The organism is Amycolatopsis tolypomycina (genome assembly GCF_900105945.1).
Taxonomy (GTDB): Bacteria; Actinomycetota; Actinomycetes; order Mycobacteriales; family Pseudonocardiaceae; genus Amycolatopsis; species Amycolatopsis tolypomycina.
In genome coordinates, this window is record NZ_FNSO01000004.1 from 3,515,986 (window position 1) to 3,532,836 (window position 16,851).

The window sequence follows — 16,851 nt, forward strand, 5'->3', positions numbered from 1 at the left end:
ACGGTGACGGGGTGACCACGATCGATCTGCGCACCGAGATCAAGGAGTTCCTGAGCTCGCGCCGCGCGCGGATCGCGCCCGAGCACGCCGGGCTGCCCGCCTACGGCGGCAACCGGCGGGTCGAAGGCCTGCGTCGCGAAGAGGTGGCGCTGCTGGCCGGGGTGTCGGTCGACTACTACGTGCGCATGGAGCGCGGCAGCCTCGCCGGCGCCTCCGACGGGGTGCTCGACGCGGTGGCGGCGGCCTTGCACCTCGACGAGGCCGAGCGCGAGCACCTGTTCCAGCTGGCGCGGCGGTCCCGGGGGCCGGGCGGTCCGCGACGGCGGCGCCCCGCCGTGCCGGTGCGGCCGGCGCTGCAGCAGGTGCTCGACGCCATCACCGATGCGCCGGCGTGGATCTGCAACGGCCGTTACGACGTGCTCGCCGTGAACCAGCAGGCCCGCGCGTTGTATGCCCCGATGCTGGCCGGCCCGCGACGGCCGGCGAACACCGCGCGGTTCGTCTACCTGGACCCCGAAGCGGCGGAGAAGTTCTTCGTCGACTACGACCGGATCGTCGGCGATGTGGCCGCGAAGCTGCGCATGGAAGCCGGCCGCAACCCGCATGACGAGGAGCTGATCGCCCTGGTCGGGGAGCTGTCGACCCGCAGCGCACTGTTCCGGAAACGGTGGGCGTCCCAGGACGTCCGGCTCCACCGGTCCGGGCACAAGCGCCTGCACCACCCGGTGGTGGGCCGGCTCGACCTGGACGTCGAGTCGATGGAACTGCCCGCCGACCCCGGCCTGCTCCTGACCGTCTACACCGCGCCCGCCGGCACGGCGGCCGCGGACGGCCTGGCACTGTTGGCGTCGTGGGCGGCCAGTCAGGGTCAGGACGCGTCGGTGTAGCGGGCGGCGATGGCCATCGCCCGGTCGCGCAGCGCCGTCCGCAGCGACTGGGGTTCCAGGGCTTCGGCGTCCGTCCCGAGCTGCCACAGGGCCCACTCCGCGTGCCAGGCGTCCTGGTAGGTCACCTCGAACCGCAGCCGGCCGTCGGCCTCGGGTGCCTCCGCGCGGACCGCCACGGCCGTGCCCAGCAGGTCTTCGCGCCGGCCGGGGCGGACCCGGACCTTCGCCGTCAGGTGGCCGTCGGCGAGGAACGCTGCGCAGCGTTGCCGCCAGATGCGGTCCAGGTCGACGTCGGCCGGCCGCTCGGCCGGTTCGTCGAGCGCCTCGGCGGCCAGGATCCGCGACAGCCGGTACGTGCGGTCCGCACCCGCCCGCGTGGCCAGCAGGTAGCCGCGGTCGCGGACGGTGACCAGGCCGATCGGGTCCACCGTGCGCCACTGCGGTTCCTGGCCGGTGGCCGCGTAGTGCAGGCGCAGCCGGCGGCCGTCGAGGACCGCGCGGCGGACCGCGAGCATCGTCGGGCGGTCCACCTCCTCGACGGCCGGACGGCGGGAAAGCAGGTCGGTCTCGGGGTCGACGAGGAACCGTTCGGCCGTGGCCACCTGGGCCGGAGGCAGGGCGTCGGCGACCTTGCGCAGCGCCGAGGCCAGTGCCGGGCCGAGGCCGAACGCCCGCCCGGTCGTCAGCAGGGCCAGCGCTTCGTCGTGGTTCAGCCCGGTCAGCTCGGTCCGGAACCCCGGCAGCAGCGCGAACCCGCCGTGGCGGCCGCGCTCGGCGTACACCGGGACACCCGCCGCCGACAGCGCGTCGATGTCGCGCAGCACCGTGCGGGTGGACACCTCCAGCTCACGGGCCAGCACGTCCGCGGTCAGCCGCCCGCGCCGGCGCAGCAGCAGCACCAGGGAAACCAGCCGGTCGGCACGCACCGGCAAACCGTAGCGAATACCCGACACAGGATGTCGTGATTGCCCGGAAAGCTCCCCGGCGCAGCAATCGCAACGAACGGAGCTGAAGTGGCACTGGAACGAACGGCGGTCAACCCCATGACGTGGTCGCTGGAACTGGGCTTCAACCAGGGGGAGGTCGTCTCCGGGCAGACCCGCACCCTGTACTGCTCGGGCCAGGCGGCGACCGACGCCGAGGGCAAGCCCCAGCACGAGGGGGACATCGCCGCCCAGCTCGCGGCAAGCCTGGACAACCTGAAGGCGGTGCTCGCCGCGGCCGGGATGTCCCTGGCCCACCTCGTCCGGCTGAACGTCTACACCACCGACGTCGACGGGCTGTTCCCGCACTACGGCGTGCTGGCCGCCCGGCTCGGCGCCGCCGGGGTCGCGCCGGCCACCACGATGCTCGGGGTGAGCCGGCTCGCGATCCCGGGCCAGCTGGTCGAACTGGAGGGCACGGCCGTCGCGTAGGAAGGGGCACCGCTGCCCGGCCCCCGGGCAGCGGTGTTCAGCACGCTGCGCCGTTCGGCGGCGGTTACGGTGGGCGCATGTCCGACGCCGTGTTCTTCTCGTCCTTCGAAACCGGTGATCCGCAGCCCGCGGACCCCGGCCTGCAGGTCGGCGGCGGCCCGGACCGCTCGCCCACCGCCAAGACCGGCGTCGGCTTCACCGGCACCCGCGCCCTGCGCTACACCGCCCGGCCCCACGCCGTCCTGTTCGCACTCGACGCGCCCGTCACCGGCCGCACCGAGCTGTCCTATGTGGTCTTCCCGGCCGCCGACGGCGACATCCCCGCCTACCACGCCACCCGGGTCAGCGTCGACGTCGAGTTCGCCGACGGCACCACCGCCGGGTTCGACCCGGTGGACGACAAGACGCTCTGGGTGGACCAGTGGAACCTCGTCCGCCGCCCGCTGGGAGCGTTCGCCGGGCGCCGGATCAGCCGGCTCGTGCTGCGCACCGACGCACCCGGCGAGATCACCGGCTGGCTCGACGACGTCCGGATCGCCGAACGCCCCCAGCCGCCGCGCGACCCGGTCGACTGCGTCCGCACCACCCGCGGCACGCACTCCAGCGCCGAATTCTCCCGCGGCAACACCTTCCCGGCCACCGCCGTGCCCCACGGGTTCAACTTCTGGACCCCGGTCACCGACGCCGGCGTCACCAACTGGCTCTACTCCTACCACCGCCACAACGACGAGCAGAACCGTCCCGCCCTGCAGGCGTTCGCGCTGTCACACCAGCCGAGCCCCTGGATGGGCGACCGGCACACCTTCCACCTCATGCCCGGCACCGGCCCGGTCGAACGCGACCGCCGCAAGCGCGCCCTCGCCTTCTCCCACGCCGACGAGACCGGCTCACCACACCACTACGGCGTCCGGTTCGCCAACGGGATGACCGCCGACCTCGCCCCGACCTCGCACGCGGCGATCATGCGGTTCACCTTCCCGGACAAGCACGGCTGGCTGCTGTTCGACAACGTCCGCAACCGCGGCCGCCTGCGCATCAACGCCGACACCGGCGTGATCACCGGCTACACGACCGTCCGCAGCAGGCTCTCGGCCGGGGCGCGCCGGATGTTCGTCTACGGCGTCACCGACGCCCCCGCCACCCGCGGCGCCAAGGTCCGCTTCCCACCGTGGCGGCGGGTCTCGGGGTACTTCGAGTTCGACGGCCCCGACGTCACCCTGCGGATCGCGACGTCGCTGATCAGCCTCGCCCAGGCCCAGCGCAACCTGGAGCTGGAGATCCCGGCCGGGACGACGGTCGAGCAGGTCAAGGCCCAAGCGCGGCGGCTGTGGCAGGAGGAGCTCGGCCGCGTCGAGGTCGAAGGCGCCACCGAAGACCAGCGCACGACCCTGTACTCCAACCTCTACCGGCTGTTCCTCTACCCCAACGTCGCGCACGAGGACACGCCGAAGGGGATCCGGCACGCCAGCCCGGTCGTGCGCAGGTGGTGGCCCAGCACCCGCCGGCGGACCGGCGCGAAGGTCGTCGACGGCGAGCTCTACGTCAACAACGGCTTCTGGGACACCTACCGCACCACCTGGCCCGCGTACGCCCTGCTCACCCCGGAACGCTGCGGCCGGATGATCGACGGCTTCGTCCAGCAGTACCGCGAAGGCGGCTGGATCGCCCGCTGGTCCTCCCCCGGCTACGCCGACCTGATGACCGGCACCAGCTCCGACGTCGCGTTCGCCGACGCCTACCTCAAAGGCGTCCGCAACTTCGACGTCGAGGCCGCCTTCGACGCCGGGCTCAAGAACGCCACCGTCGCCCCGCCACGCCGCGCGGTCGGCCGCAAGGGCCTCGAAGAGTCGATCTTCCTGCACTACACGCCGGTGTCGGTCCGCGAAGGACTGTCCTGGGCGCTGGAAGGGTGCCTCAACGACTTCGGCCTGGCCAACCTCGCCGGGGCACTTTCACGTGAAAGTGCCCCGGCGAGGGCACGGATGTACGCCGACTACGCCGCCTACTTCCGCGAGCGCGCGAAACACTACGTCCACCACTTCGACCCGGAGATCGGCTTCTTCCAGGGCCGCCACCGCGACGGCCGCCGCAGGTTCCCCGCGCACGGCTACGACCCGGCCGCCTGGGGCGGCGACTTCGTCGAAACCAACGCCTGGAACACCGCCTTCACCGCACCCCACGACGGCCCCGGCCTCGCCGCCCTCCACGGCGGCCTCGCCGGACTGGAAGCCAAGCTCGACACCTTCTTCGCCACCCCGGAAACCGGACGGCGCCCCGGCGCCTACGGCGGGCCGATCCACGAGATGACCGAGGCCCGCGACGTCCGGATGGGCCAGTACGGCCACTCCAACCAGCCCTCGCACCACATTCCCTACGTCTACCACCACGCCGGCGCGCCCGCGAAGACCCAGGCCGTCGTGCGGGAAGTGCTGCGGCGGCTCTACCTCGGCAGCGAAATCGGCCAGGGCTACCCCGGCGACGAGGACAACGGCGAGATGTCCGCCTGGTACGTCTTCAGCGCCCTCGGCTTCTACCCCCTGCAGATGGGCAGCCCGCGCTACGCCATCGGTTCACCCCTGTTCGAAAGAGCGACCGTCCACCTGGGCGACGGCAAGAAGCTGGTCATCCACGCACCCGGCAACACCGACGAGACCCTTTACGTCCGCGGGCTCACGGTCAACGGCGAACCGCACGACGACACGTCGATCGCCCACGCCACCCTCGCCGCCGGCGCCGAGCTCGTCTTCGACCTGACCACCGAACCCACCGGCTGGGGCACCCCGCCACCCCCCGCCGAACACCCGGCCCCGGCCACCGACCTGACCGGCACCGCGACCAGCTCCGACGGCACCAAGACCGCCGCCCTCTTCGACGACACCAGCCGCACCCAGGTCACCTTCCGCACCGCCACCCCGGCGATCGAGTTCACCGTCACCGGCGAACCCCGCGAACTCACCATCTACACCCTGACCTCCGGCGACCGCTCCGGCGACCCGAGCGCGTGGGTCCTGGAAGGCTCCGACGACGGCACCGACTGGACCACCCTCGACGAACGCGCCGACGAACAGTTCCGCTGGCGCCGCCAGACCCGCCCGTTCGTCCTCGCCACCCCCGCCGCGCACACCCGCTACCGGCTGCGGATCACCGCCACCCGCGGCCGCCGCACCACCCTCGCCCAGTGGGAGCTCCTTGCTCGATGAACAACCGTCCGATGAACAACGGCCCGACGAACCACCTCCGCACCGCCGCACTCGACCGGCTCGTGGCGGCCGACCCCGGCCTGGTCCGGCTGCGCCTGGCCGGCTCCGCCGTGCTCGGCATCGTCCTCGCCGTCGCCGCCCTGCTGCCCGCGCACGTCCCGCTCACCGTCACCCTCGTCGGCGCCATCGCCGCGATGATGACCGCGTTCACCGTCAACGACCCCACCCCGGGCGGCCAGGCCGTCACCCTCGTGCTGGCCTTCCTCACCGGAGCCGCCTCGATCACCGCCGCCAGCCTCGGCTCGACGCTGCCACCACTGGACAGCATCGTGTTCGTCCTGCTGATCTTCGTCGCCGTCTACGCCCAGCGCTTCGGCGCCCGCGGCACCGCACTCGGCTCGATCGCCTTCTTCCTGTTCTTCTTCCCGATGTTCCTGCAGGCCCACGTCAAGCAGGTGCCCCAGCTGCTGATGGCACTCGGCGTCGGCGTCCTCGCCAACGCCGTCGTCCGGTTCGTCCTGCTGCGCCGCAACGCCGAAGCCGAGTTCCTGCGCGTGCGCCGCGCCTTCCGCGCCCGCCTCGCCGCCGTCGTCCGCGCCGCCGAAGCCCACCTCGCCGTCAACGGCAGCGACCGCACCCGCCGTCAGCTGCGCACGGCACTCGAACGGCTGCACGAATGCGTCCTGCTCATCGAAGACGCCGCCCCCGACGTCGTCGACGCCCACGCCGCCGACCGGCTCCGCCGCCGCGCCATCGAAGTCGAACTCGCCGTGCAGTGGCTCGCCAGCACCGTCCAGCGCACCTGCTCCGCCGACCTCACCACCGAGGTCCGCGACGACCTCATCGCCCGGCTCGCCCGCTTCCGCGCCCTCATGGAACGCGACCCCCGCGAGCTGCCCCTGATCAGCGAAACCGGCGAATACAGCAGGCTGCTCGTCGAAGGCAGCCGCATCGGCGAACACGCCGCACCCGGCGACGGCGTCCGCAAGGCACTGGCCGAACTCGCCCTGGCCGACGACCGAGCCCAGCGAGCCGCCGCCCCCGAGGCGACCCCGGACCCGCTCGCCCCCGACGTGGACAACACAGAGGACACCGACGAGCCGGCACCGAAGTTCGCCTACGACAACCGCACCCGCAGCGCGATCCAAGCCGTCGTCGGCGGCGGGCTCGCCGTCCTCGGCGGCGAACTCGTCTCCCACCAGCGCTGGTACTGGGCCGTGCTCACCGTCTTCGTCGTGTTCATCGGCGCCTCCAGCGCCGGCGCCACCTTCGTCAAGGGCGTCCGCCGCCTCGGCGGCACCCTCATCGGCATCGTCGGCGGCGTCCTGCTCACCCCGCTCGTCGGCGGCAACACCACCGCCACCCTCGGCCTCATCCTCGTGTGCGTCTTCGGGATGGTCTACACCGCGCGGGTCTCCCAGGTGGTGATGGCCTTCTTCGTCACCAGCATGCTCGGCCTGCTCTACAGCCTGCTCGGCACCTTCAGCCTCGAAGTGCTCTGGATCCGCGTCGCCGAAACCGCCGTCGGCGCCGCCGCGGGCATCCTGGCCGCCGTGGTCATCGTGCCGGTCCGCACCCGCTCGGTCATGCTCGACGACATCGCCGAAGTCCTCGACGACCTGGCGGAGTTCCTCGAACACACCCGCGGCCTGCTCGCCGGCGAAGAGAACGTCAACATCATCGAACTGTCCCGCGACCTCGACCGCGCCGTCGAACAGGTCCGGGCCACCATCGAGCCGCTGACCCACCCGGTCAACCTCCGCAGCGCCCGCCGCGACTACGGCTGGCACGTGCTGACCACGCTCGAAACGATCGCCTTCCGGGCCCGGCACGTGGCCGCCCGCGCCCAGCCCGGCCAGCTCACCGGCACCGACGCCGACCGGCTCCGGCAGTTCACCGGACGCCTGCTCGCCAACATCGACGTCGTGCACAAGGCACTGGACGCACCGGGTGGCCCCACACCCGGCACGCTCGTGCGCGACGACGGCACCCCGGTCTCCGACCGCGTCGATGCGGCCGAAACCCGGGCCGTCCTGTCCAGCCTCAGCCACCTCGACGAAGCCCTGGTGTCCCTCGGCCGCGTCTTCGGTGTCGAAGCCACCGATCCCCGCGCCCCCGCGAGGTGAACCGCCGGGGCGGCGCGCCGCGCGCCGCCCCGGTTCGTGCCGGTTACGGGCAGGCCAGCCACGCGAAGTGGTAGACGGTGGTGATGCTGCCGTCGGTCGAGTCCATCGTGACGTAGCTCGTGGTCTTCTTCGGGTCCGACGTGCCTGCCGCGGCCCGCAATTCGGTGTTGATGTTCAGATTGCGTTCCTCGCCGCAGGGCTTGAACACGATCGCCCCGACTTCCGTCTTGTCCGTGAAATGCCAGTCGTCTTCAAACGGCCCGGTCAGCGGGTGCTGAATATACGCCGTCGGCGAATTACCCTGGAAATAGTAGTTCGCTCTTTCCAGGCCGGTCGCCCCACGTTCCAGGTGCGCGAACCCGCGGTAGTCCGCCTGCGCGATTCCGTAGGTGAACCCCTGCGGCACGTGCACCCGCAGGCCGATCTGGCAGTTCTTCCTCGCGTCGAGCGGACCCGCACCCACCCCGACCAAGGCGGTGTAGGCGCTGTACGTCACGGTGAACGCCGTGTTGTCCTGCGAAACGGCCACCGCGGACGTGCCCAGCGGGCAGCCCGTGCCGATGGCGTTCACGACGTCGATGACGATTTTGTCGGGCGGCGGAGGAGTGTTCCACGAATGCGGGGCGACCACAGAGGACAGCGCCATTACGGCAGCAACGACCGCAGACAGCATCGGAATCCTTCCCAATACATTCAAATTGGGGACGGGGGCCGGACCATGGTAGCGAAAGGATCATGGAAGCAAACCCCGCTGAACGGAGCAACACTGCACGTCTCGTCCCACCAAGCGGCATTGCTCACCTTTCGACAATTTGCCAAAGCCCATTCCGGCGGCCGTGAATAAACGGGGCGGAGAAAACGATTTCGCCCCCCGCTCCCCCGGCGACCGCCCACGATCACCCGCATGACGTCCGGCCCGGCCGACCAGCACCCCGGCACCGGCGGCACCCCGACCGGGCTGCGATCCTCACAACAGTGACTGGACGCACCCGACCAGCGACGCCCGGGAGGGATAGGCTCCACCCACAAGCCAAAGTCGTCTCAAGCTGGAGAACCGCAATGAGCCAAGCCCCCGTCAACGTGACCGTCACCGGCGCCGCCGGCCAGATCGGCTACGCGCTGCTCTTCCGCATCGCGTCCGGTCAGCTCCTCGGCCAGGACGTCCCGGTGAAGCTGCGGCTGCTCGAGATCCCGCAGGCGGTCAAGGCGGCCGAGGGCACCGCGATGGAACTCGAAGACGGCGCGTTCCCCCTCCTCGCCGGCACCGACATCTTCGACGACCCCAAGCAGGCCTTCGAAGGCACCAACATCGCCCTCCTCGTCGGCGCCCGCCCCCGCAGCAAGGGCATGGAGCGCGGCGACCTCCTCGAAGCCAACGGCGGCATCTTCAAGCCCCAGGGCGAAGCCATCAACGCCGGCGCCGCCGACGACATCAAGGTCCTCGTCGTCGGCAACCCCGCCAACACCAACGCCCTCATCGCCCGCTCGCACGCCCCCGACGTGCCCGCCGACCGCTTCACCGCGATGACCCGCCTCGACCACAACCGCGCCCTCGCCCAGCTCGCCAAGAAGCTCGGCGTCCCGGTGACCGAACTCAAGAAGGTCGCCATCTGGGGCAACCACTCCGCCACCCAGTACCCCTCGGTCCAGCACGCCGAATTCGGCGGCAAGCCCATCGCCGACGCCGTCGACCAGGCCTGGCTCGAAAACGACTTCATCCCCACCGTCGCCAAGCGCGGCGCGGCCATCATCGAAGCCCGCGGCCTCTCCTCCGCCGCCTCGGCCGCCTCCGCCGCCATCGACCACGTCCACACCTGGGTCAACGGCACCCCGGCCGGCGACTGGACCTCCGCCGCCGTCGCCTCCGACGGCTCCTACGGTGTCCCCGAAGGCCTCATCTCGTCCTTCCCGGTCACCGCCGAGAACGGCCAGTACAAGATCGTCCAGGGCCTCGAGATCGACGACTTCTCCCGCGCCCGCATCGACGCCTCCGTCAACGAGCTCGTCGAGGAACGCGACACCGTCCAGAAGCTCGGCCTCATCTGAACCTGAGCCACCCACGCGAAAGGGCCGCCGCCACACCAGTGACGGCGGCCCTTTCCCGGCTCAGGCAGGCAGCAGATCCGTCCGCGCCCGCAGCAACGCCTCGGCGCTCAGACCACCCTCGACACCCCCGGTGCCGGTGACGTCGTCGCGGGTCTCGAAACGGCCCTGGGCCACCCCGGCACCATAAGCCGCGGCCGTCGCCGCGATGAACGCCAACCCGAACCCGGCGGCCTTGCCGAACGCCGCGTGCGCCGCGAACCTGGTCGCCGCCGCGGCCGTCGCCGCACAGCTCACCGGCTGCACCGGCAGCCTCACCTGCAAGCCGACCAGCGTCCCGGCCTGCACGCCGGCGGCTTCTTCGATCCTGTTCATCGCTGTCCTCACGGTTGGGGCCGACTCGAGCACGCCAGACGCTAGCTCCGCACCCCGGCACCCACATCCACCCAAGTGACGAGGACACCGCGGTTTCCCCGATCCGCGGAACGAACCTCCGCATCGCCCGGAGCGAACACCGCACGCTCACAGCGAAACCGCACCCCGACCGGCGATCATGAGCCCTACCGTCGCCCCCATGACCCTTCTCGCCGTACCCGACCTGCAGACGCCCGGCCAAAGCACCAACGACACGGTCTACGAACAACTCCTGCGCGACCGCATCGTCTTCCTCGGCTCCGAAGTCAACGACGACGTCGCCAACCGCATCATCGCCCAGCTCCTCCTGCTCGCCGCCGACGACCCCGCCAAGGACATCACCTTCTACATCAACTCACCCGGCGGCTCCGTCACCGCCGGCATGGCCATCTACGACACCATGCAGCTCGTCAAACCCGACGTCTCCACCTGGGGCCTCGGCTTCGTCGCCTCCATGGGCCAGTTCCTGCTCTCCTCCGGCACCCCCGGCAAGCGCTACCTGCTGCCCAACACCCGGATCGTCATGCACCAGCCCTCGGCGGGCATCGGCGGCGCCGCCACCGACATCGCCATCCAGGCCGAGGTCTTCGGCAAGATGAAACGCCGCATCGCCGAGATCACCGCACGCCAGACCGGCCAGGCCGTCGAACGCATCACCACCGACGCCGACCGCGACCGCTGGTTCGACGCCGACGAGGCCCTGGCCTACGGCTTCGTCGACCACATCGTGGCCCCCGGCTGACCTTCCCCGTCGTTGCTTCTTTGACATGAAGGTGCCCGGGCGATTTTTGAAAAAAATCGCCCGGGCGTATAGGTCGTTATACAGTTGAAGAGGTCACTGAGGTGACCGGGTGGTTCAGACGCCGCCGAGGCCTCGCCGCGCCAGCAGCGGCTCGATCTCGGGGTCGCGGCCCCGGAAGGCGCGGAAGGCGTCCATCGGGTCGATGCTGCCTCCCCTGCCGAGCAGCGTGCGGCGGAAGTGGTCGCCGTTCTCGCGGGTCAGTCCCCCGTTGTCGCGGAACCACTGGACGGTGTCGGCGTCGAGGACTTCGCTCCAGATGTAGGAGTAGTACCCGGCGCTGTAGCCGCCGCTGAAGATGTGGGCGAAGTACGTCGTGCGGTAGCGCGGCGGGATCGCGTCGACGGCCACGCCGGCCTTCACCAGTGCTTCGGTCTCGAACCGCTGCACGTCCCCCACCCGGTCGTCGACGCCGAGGCCGTGCCAGGCCTGGTCGAGCAGGGATGCCGCCAGGTACTCGGTGGTGGAGAACCCTTCGCCGTACTGCTGGGCGGCGAGCAGCTTCTCGACCTGCTCCTGCGGCAGCGCCTCCCCCGTCTCGTGGTGCTTGGCGTAGTTCGCCAGGACTTCCGGCCACAGCATCCACATCTCGTTGACCTGCGACGGGTACTCGACGAAGTCGCGGGGGACGTTGGTGCCGGAGAAGGTCGGGTAGCGGACCGCGGAGACCAGCGCGTGGAGGGCGTGGCCGAACTCGTGGAACGCGGTGACGAGCTCGTCGAAGGTGAGCAGCGTCGGCTCCCCCGCCGGCGGCTTGTTCACGTTGAGCACGTTGACCACGACCGTCTTGCGGCCCAGCAGCTCGGACTGGTCGACGAAGGTGTTCATCCATGCGCCGCCGCGCTTGGAGTCGCGGGTGTAGAGGTCGAGCAGGTACAGGCCGAGCGGGGTGCCGTCGGCGTCGAAGACCTCGAAGGTCCGGACCTCCGGGTGGTACTTCGGCAGGTCGTCGCGCTCGGTGAACGTCAGGCCGTACAGCTTCGTCGCCGCGAAGAAGACGCCGTCGAGGTACACGCGGTCGGCCTCGAAGTACGGGCGCAGGGCCTCGGTGTCGACGTCGAAGCGCTCGCGGCGGACCTGGGCGGCGTAGAACGGCCAGTCCGACGGCCGCAGCTCGGCGCCGGGCACGTCGGCGGCCAGCAGCTGCTGGAGCTCCGCGGCTTCGGCGCGGGCGTTCGCGACGGCCGCGGGCGCCAGCCGCTCCAGCAGCCCGGCGGCGGCTTCGGCCGTCTTCGCCGTCTCGTCCGCGATGACGTACGCGGCGTGGTTCGGGTAGCCGAGCAGGGCGGCCCGTTCCGCGCGCAGGCGCACGATCTCGGCGACGACGGCGTTGTTGTCGCAGGCGTTGCCGCGGTTGCCCCGCGCCATCGACGCGGTGTGGATGCGCGCGCGGACGTCGCGGTCGCGCAGGGTCTCCAGCGGGGACGCCTGGCTGGTCGGCAGGCTCAGCGTGAGCACGTACCTGCCGTCCTCGCCGCGGGCGGACGCCGCTTCGGCCGCGGTGGCGATCGCGCCTTCGCCGAAGCCGTCGAGCTCGGCGCGGTCGGCGATGACGACGGCCAGGTCGTTGGTGTCCTTGAGCAGGTTCTGCTGGAACTTCGTCTGCAGGGTCGACAGCTGCTCGTTGAGCTCGCGCAGCCGGGCCTGCTCGGCCTCGCCGAGCCCGGCACCGGCGCGGCTGAAGTCGGTGTGCCGCCGTTCCAGCAGCCGCAGCGACTCCGCGTCCAGGCCCAGCTCGTCGCGGCGCGCGTGGAGGGCGTCGATGCGGGCGAACAGCTGCGGGTTGAGGTGGATCGCGTCGTGGTGGGCGGCCAGCTTCGGCGCGAACTCCGCCTGGATGGCCTGGATCTCGTCGGTGCTGTTGGAGCCGGCCAGGTTGTAGAACACGCTCGCCACGCGGCCCAGCAGCTCGCCGGCGCGCTCGAGGGCCACGATGGTGTTCTCGAACGTCGGCTCGGCGTCCTGGGCCGCGATCTGCTCGATCTCCGCCGCGTGCTCGGCCAGCCCGGCCTCGAACGCGGGCCGGTAGTGCTCGTCGGAGATCCGGTCGAAGGGCGGCAGGGCGTAGGGCAGCTCGCTGGGTGCGGCGAACGGATTGTCCGGCGAAATCATCGGGCAGGCTCCAGGTCGGGGACAAACACTCGGTCCCGCCACCCTACGGGTTCCACCTGGGTGGATGTCAGCGCTTTCCGAAGGTGGCCGGGGTCACCGGCCCGTGGTACCGCCCACGACGGCGTCGCTGGTCGAGGTGCCCTTTTTGCCCCGTTTCGGCTTCGGTTCGGGCGGCACGATGCCGCGCAGGTCGCCACCGTGGTCGTTGACCCGCATGACGAACGGCCGCGTCTCGGTGTAGCGCACCACCGAGATGGACGCCGGGTCGACGACGATCCGCTGGAAGGCGTCGAGGTGCTGGCCGAGCGCGTCGGCCAGGATGGACTTGATGACGTCCCCGTGACTGCACAGCAGCCAGACGGCGTGGTCACCGTGCTCGGCGGTGATCCGCCGGTCGTGGGCGCGGACGGCGGCCACCGACCGGGCCTGCATCTGGGCGAGGCCCTCGCCGCCCGGGAACACCGCGGCCGAGGCGTGCGCCTGCACGACCCGCCAGAGCGGCTCCTTCGCCAGGTGCTTGAGCTCCTTGCCCGTCCAGTCGCCGTAGTCCACTTCGGACAGCCCGGGCTCGACGACCTTGTCCAGACCGCGCGCTGCCGCGAGCGGGCCGACGGTCTGCTTGCACCGCAGCATGGGGGAGACGACGAGCCCCGACAGGGGCACGCCGTCCAGCCGTTCGACGAGCTTCTCCGCCTGGGCACGGCCGGTGTCGTCGAGGTTGACCTTCGGGGACCGCCCGGCGAGGATGCCGGAGCCGTTGGCCGTGGACTTGCCGTGCCGGAGCAGAATGACCGTACTCACGGCCCCCACCCTACGTGGGGGCCGATCAAGCAGTGGCCCCGATGCAGTGAATGACTCATTCCTGGCGTCAGGCGTCAGGAATGAGTCATTCACTGCGTTCCGGCGCGGCTCAGTGGCCGACCGGACCCGCGTTCGGGTCCAGCGCGCCGGTGAAGATCAGCACGAACAGCAGCACGCCCAGCACCAGGCGGTACACCACGAACGGCACGAAGCTGCGCTTCTTGATGTACGCCATCAGCCACGCGATCACCGCGTACCCCACACCGAACGCCACCAGCGTGGCCAGGATCGTCGGACCCCACTGAGCAGGCACGTTGCCGGAGCCGATGTCCTTGAGCTTGTACACCCCCGAGCCGAACACCGCCGGCAGCGCCAGCAGGAACGAGTACTCCGCCGCCTCCGCCCGCGTGTACCCGAGCAGCAGGCCCGCGCTGGTCGTGCCGCCTGACCGGGACACGCCCGGGATCAGGGCCAGCGCCTGCGCGAAACCGAAGCCGAGGCCGTGCGGCACGGTCAGGTTGTCCAGCGTCCGCTCCTGCTTGCCGATGCGGTCGGCGACCAGCAGGATCAGGCCGAACACGATGAGCACGGTCGCGGTGATCCGCAGGTCGCGGAACGCGCTGTCGATCTGGTCCTGCAGGAGCAGGCCGAGCACCACGATCGGCAGGGAGCCGACGATGATCAGCCAGCCCAGGCGGGCGTCCGGGTCGCGGCGCCACTCCGGCTTGTACACCGAGAAGAACCAGGCGCGCAGGATCCTCCCGATCTTCGGCCCGAAGTAGATGATCACCGCCAGCTCGGTGCCGATCTGGGTGACGGCGGTGAACGCCGCGCCCGGGTCGTCCCAGCCTGCCAGCGCCGCGACGATCCGCAGGTGGGCGCTCGACGAGATCGGCAGGAACTCCGTCAGGCCCTGGACCAGGCCCAGGACGAGTGCTTCGAACCAGCCCACGTCAGGCCACCCCCGCCAGGTCCAGGGCCTCGACGGCCGTGCGCAGCGCTGCGGCCGGCTCGGGCGTGTAGGGCGACACCGACAGGGTCGTCACGCCGGCTTCGGCGTATTCCGTCATCTTCTCCGCGATCCGTTCCTTCGGGCCCAGCAGCGACGTCGCGTCGAGGAACTCCGCCGGCACCGCCGCCATCGCCCCCGCGCGGTCGCCCGCCAGGTACTTCTCCTGCACTTCGGCGGCCTCGGCCGCGAATCCCATCCGGCACGCCAGCCGGTTGTAGAAGTTCTTCTCCTTGCTCCCCATCCCCCCGAGGTAGAGCGCCGCGTAGCCGCGGACGGCGTCCGCGCAGGTCCGCCAGTCGTCGCCGGGGACCAGCGGCACGGACGGGACGACGTCGAAGCCGGCCAGGTCGCGGCCCGCCCGCTCGGCGCCGGCCCGGATGTGGGCCAGCTGCTCCCCCGCGTGCGACGGCGAGAAGAACACCGGCAGCCAGCCGTCGGCGATCTCGCCGGCCAGCTCCAGGTTCTTCGGGCCGATCGCGGCCAGGTACAGCGGGATGTGCTTGCGGGCCGGGCGGACCGTCAGCCGCAGCGCCTTCCCGGGACCGTCCGGCAGCGGCAACGTGAAGTGCTCGCCCTCGAACTTCAGCCGCTCACGGCGCAACGCCGTCCGCACGATCTGCGCGTACTCGCGCGTGCGGCCCACCGGCGAGGCGAACCGGACGCCGTGCCAGCCCTCGGACACCTGCGGGCCGGACACGCCGAGGCCGAGCCGGAACCGGCCGCCCGACAGCGTGTCGAGCGTCGCGGCGGTCATCGCCGTCATCGCCGGCGTGCGGGCCGGGATCTGCAGCACGGCGGCCCCGACGTCGATCCGCGATGTCTGCGCCGCGATCCACGTGAGCACCGTCACCGCGTCCGAGCCGTAGGCCTCCGCCGCCCACACGACCGCGTAGCCGAGGTCGTCCGCCTGTCTGGCCAGGGCCAGGTTCGCGGGGTCGTTCCCCGCTCCCCAGTAGCCGAGGTTGAGTCCGAGTCGCACGGGGCCAGACCCTAACGGGGGCCTTGATCGCGACACGACTCACCTTGGTCTCCTCCGGACGGGGCAGCCCACTAGGCTCGGCGGTCGTGGAAAAGCGACTGCTCGGCCGCTCGGGACTGCGCGTCTCCCGTATGGCGCTCGGCACCATGACCTGGGGTGGCGACACCGACGCGGAGGAGGCCGCCAGCCAGCTGGTCGCCTTCGTCGACGCCGGCGGCACCCTGGTGGACACGGCCGACATCTACGGCGAAGGCGAGAGCGAGCGGGTGCTCGGCTCGCTGCTCGGCGACCTCGTGCCCCGCGAAGACGTCGTCCTGGCGACGAAGGCCGTCGCCAAGCGCACCGACGGCCCGTTCGGCGGCGGCGCCTCCCGCGGCGCCCTGCTCGCCGCGCTCGACGGCTCGCTCAAGCGGCTCGGCACCGACCACATCGACCTGTGGCAGCTGCACGCCTGGGACGAGCACGTCCCGCTCGCCGAGACGCTCTCCGCCCTCGAGTACGCCGTGACCAGCGGGAAGGTCCGCTACGTCGGCGTCTCGAACTACGCAGGCTGGCAGCTGGCCACCGCGGCCGCCGGTGCCTCGGCGGTCGCGCCGATCGTCTCCACCCAGGTCGAGTACTCGCTGCTCGAACGCGGGATCGACCGCGAGGTCGTGCCCGCGGCCGCGCACCACGGCATCGGCCTGCTGCCCTGGGCGCCGCTCGGCCGCGGCGTGCTCACCGGCAAGTACCGCACCGGCACGCCCGCCGACTCCCGCGGCGCGAACAGCGCGTACGCCGGGTACGTCGAGCACCACCGCACCGACCGCGCCGCCCGGATCGTGCAGGCCGTCGCGACCGCCGCCGACGGGCTCGGCACGTCCCCGCTCGCCGTCGCACTGGCCTGGGTCCGCGACCGGCCCGGCGTCGTCGCCCCGGTCGTCGGCGCGCGGGACACCGGCCAGCTCACCGGCTCGCTGACGGCGGAGGACATCACCCTCCCGCCCGCCATCCGGTCCGCGCTCGACGACGTCAGCGCGATCGAGGTCGGCTACCCCGAACGCTGGCCGCGGTGAGCGCCAGG

Annotated in this window: 14 protein-coding genes; 7 read left to right on the forward strand and 7 right to left on the reverse strand. The window is 71.4% G+C overall.

Going from position 1 to position 16,851, the window contains the following annotated elements:
* Positions 1-11 precede the first annotated feature (11 nt).
* On the forward strand, positions 12-887 hold the full coding sequence (locus BLW76_RS26155; RefSeq protein WP_091311932.1) for a helix-turn-helix transcriptional regulator: 876 nt from the start codon (positions 12-14) through the stop codon (positions 885-887).
* Here BLW76_RS26155 and BLW76_RS26160 read toward each other — a convergent pair.
* Positions 869-1,813 carry a helix-turn-helix transcriptional regulator gene (locus BLW76_RS26160; protein ID WP_091311934.1) on the reverse strand — a complete coding sequence of 315 codons (945 nt, stop codon included), beginning with the start codon at positions 1,811-1,813 and terminating at the stop codon, positions 869-871. The genes BLW76_RS26155 and BLW76_RS26160 overlap by 19 nt on opposite strands.
* 93 nt (positions 1,814-1,906) lie before the next feature.
* Here BLW76_RS26160 and BLW76_RS26165 point away from each other — a divergent pair, with 93 nt between their 5' ends.
* The 3 genes from BLW76_RS26165 (at position 1,907) to BLW76_RS26175 (ending at position 7,628) form a co-directional block, all read left to right on the forward strand.
* On the forward strand, positions 1,907-2,302 hold the full coding sequence (locus BLW76_RS26165; RefSeq protein WP_091319883.1) for a RidA family protein: 396 nt from the start codon (positions 1,907-1,909) through the stop codon (positions 2,300-2,302).
* Positions 2,303-2,379: 77 nt separating this feature from the next.
* Positions 2,380-5,502: a GH92 family glycosyl hydrolase gene (locus tag BLW76_RS26170; RefSeq protein WP_091311936.1), complete on the forward strand. Its 3,123-nt coding sequence runs from the start codon at positions 2,380-2,382 to the stop codon at positions 5,500-5,502.
* Positions 5,499-7,628 carry an FUSC family protein gene (locus BLW76_RS26175; RefSeq protein ID WP_244170313.1) on the forward strand — a complete coding sequence of 710 codons (2,130 nt, stop codon included), beginning with the start codon at positions 5,499-5,501 and terminating at the stop codon, positions 7,626-7,628. The genes BLW76_RS26170 and BLW76_RS26175 overlap by 4 nt, the downstream gene beginning before the upstream one ends.
* 43 nt (positions 7,629-7,671) lie before the next feature.
* Here the strand turns inward: BLW76_RS26175 and BLW76_RS26180 are convergent, their stop codons facing one another.
* Positions 7,672-8,301, reverse strand: a complete 630-nt coding sequence (locus BLW76_RS26180) for a DUF4360 domain-containing protein (protein ID WP_167384739.1) — start codon at positions 8,299-8,301, stop codon at positions 7,672-7,674.
* Positions 8,302-8,687: 386 nt separating this feature from the next.
* On the opposite strand from BLW76_RS26180, the gene BLW76_RS26185 reads away from it, so the two are divergent.
* On the forward strand, positions 8,688-9,674 hold the full coding sequence (locus BLW76_RS26185; RefSeq protein ID WP_091311941.1) for a malate dehydrogenase: 987 nt from the start codon (positions 8,688-8,690) through the stop codon (positions 9,672-9,674).
* 60 nt (positions 9,675-9,734) lie between these two features.
* On the opposite strand, the gene BLW76_RS26190 is transcribed toward BLW76_RS26185, so the two are convergent.
* Positions 9,735-10,046, reverse strand: coding sequence for a hypothetical protein (locus tag BLW76_RS26190; RefSeq protein WP_091311944.1), 312 nt, complete (start codon positions 10,044-10,046; stop codon positions 9,735-9,737).
* A 199-nt stretch (positions 10,047-10,245) separates the two neighbouring features.
* On the opposite strand from BLW76_RS26190, the gene BLW76_RS26195 reads away from it, so the two are divergent.
* Positions 10,246-10,827, forward strand: a complete 582-nt coding sequence (locus BLW76_RS26195) for a ClpP family protease (RefSeq protein WP_091311946.1) — start codon at positions 10,246-10,248, stop codon at positions 10,825-10,827.
* Positions 10,828-10,941: 114 nt separating this feature from the next.
* Here the strand turns inward: BLW76_RS26195 and BLW76_RS26200 are convergent, their stop codons facing one another.
* From BLW76_RS26200 to BLW76_RS26215, 4 genes are all read right to left on the reverse strand, one after another.
* A complete protein-coding gene (locus tag BLW76_RS26200; RefSeq protein WP_091311948.1) occupies positions 10,942-12,996 on the reverse strand; it encodes a M3 family metallopeptidase in 2,055 nt (684 codons plus the stop codon).
* Between the two features lie 93 nt (positions 12,997-13,089).
* The gene (locus tag BLW76_RS26205; RefSeq protein WP_091311950.1) at positions 13,090-13,797 is read right to left on the reverse strand and encodes a histidine phosphatase family protein; all 708 of its coding nucleotides are present in this window, start codon (positions 13,795-13,797) and stop codon (positions 13,090-13,092) included.
* Positions 13,798-13,906: 109 nt separating this feature from the next.
* Positions 13,907-14,749: an undecaprenyl-diphosphate phosphatase gene (locus tag BLW76_RS26210; RefSeq protein WP_091311952.1), complete on the reverse strand. Its 843-nt coding sequence runs from the start codon at positions 14,747-14,749 to the stop codon at positions 13,907-13,909.
* A gap of 1 nt (position 14,750) precedes the next feature.
* Complete coding sequence (locus BLW76_RS26215; RefSeq protein WP_091311954.1) at positions 14,751-15,788, reverse strand: LLM class F420-dependent oxidoreductase; 1,038 nt, start codon at positions 15,786-15,788, stop codon at positions 14,751-14,753.
* Between the two features lie 86 nt (positions 15,789-15,874).
* Between BLW76_RS26215 and BLW76_RS26220 the strand changes: the two genes are divergently transcribed.
* Positions 15,875-16,843: an aldo/keto reductase gene (locus tag BLW76_RS26220; protein WP_167384740.1), complete on the forward strand. Its 969-nt coding sequence runs from the start codon at positions 15,875-15,877 to the stop codon at positions 16,841-16,843.
* The last annotated feature ends 8 nt before the right edge of the window (positions 16,844-16,851 follow it).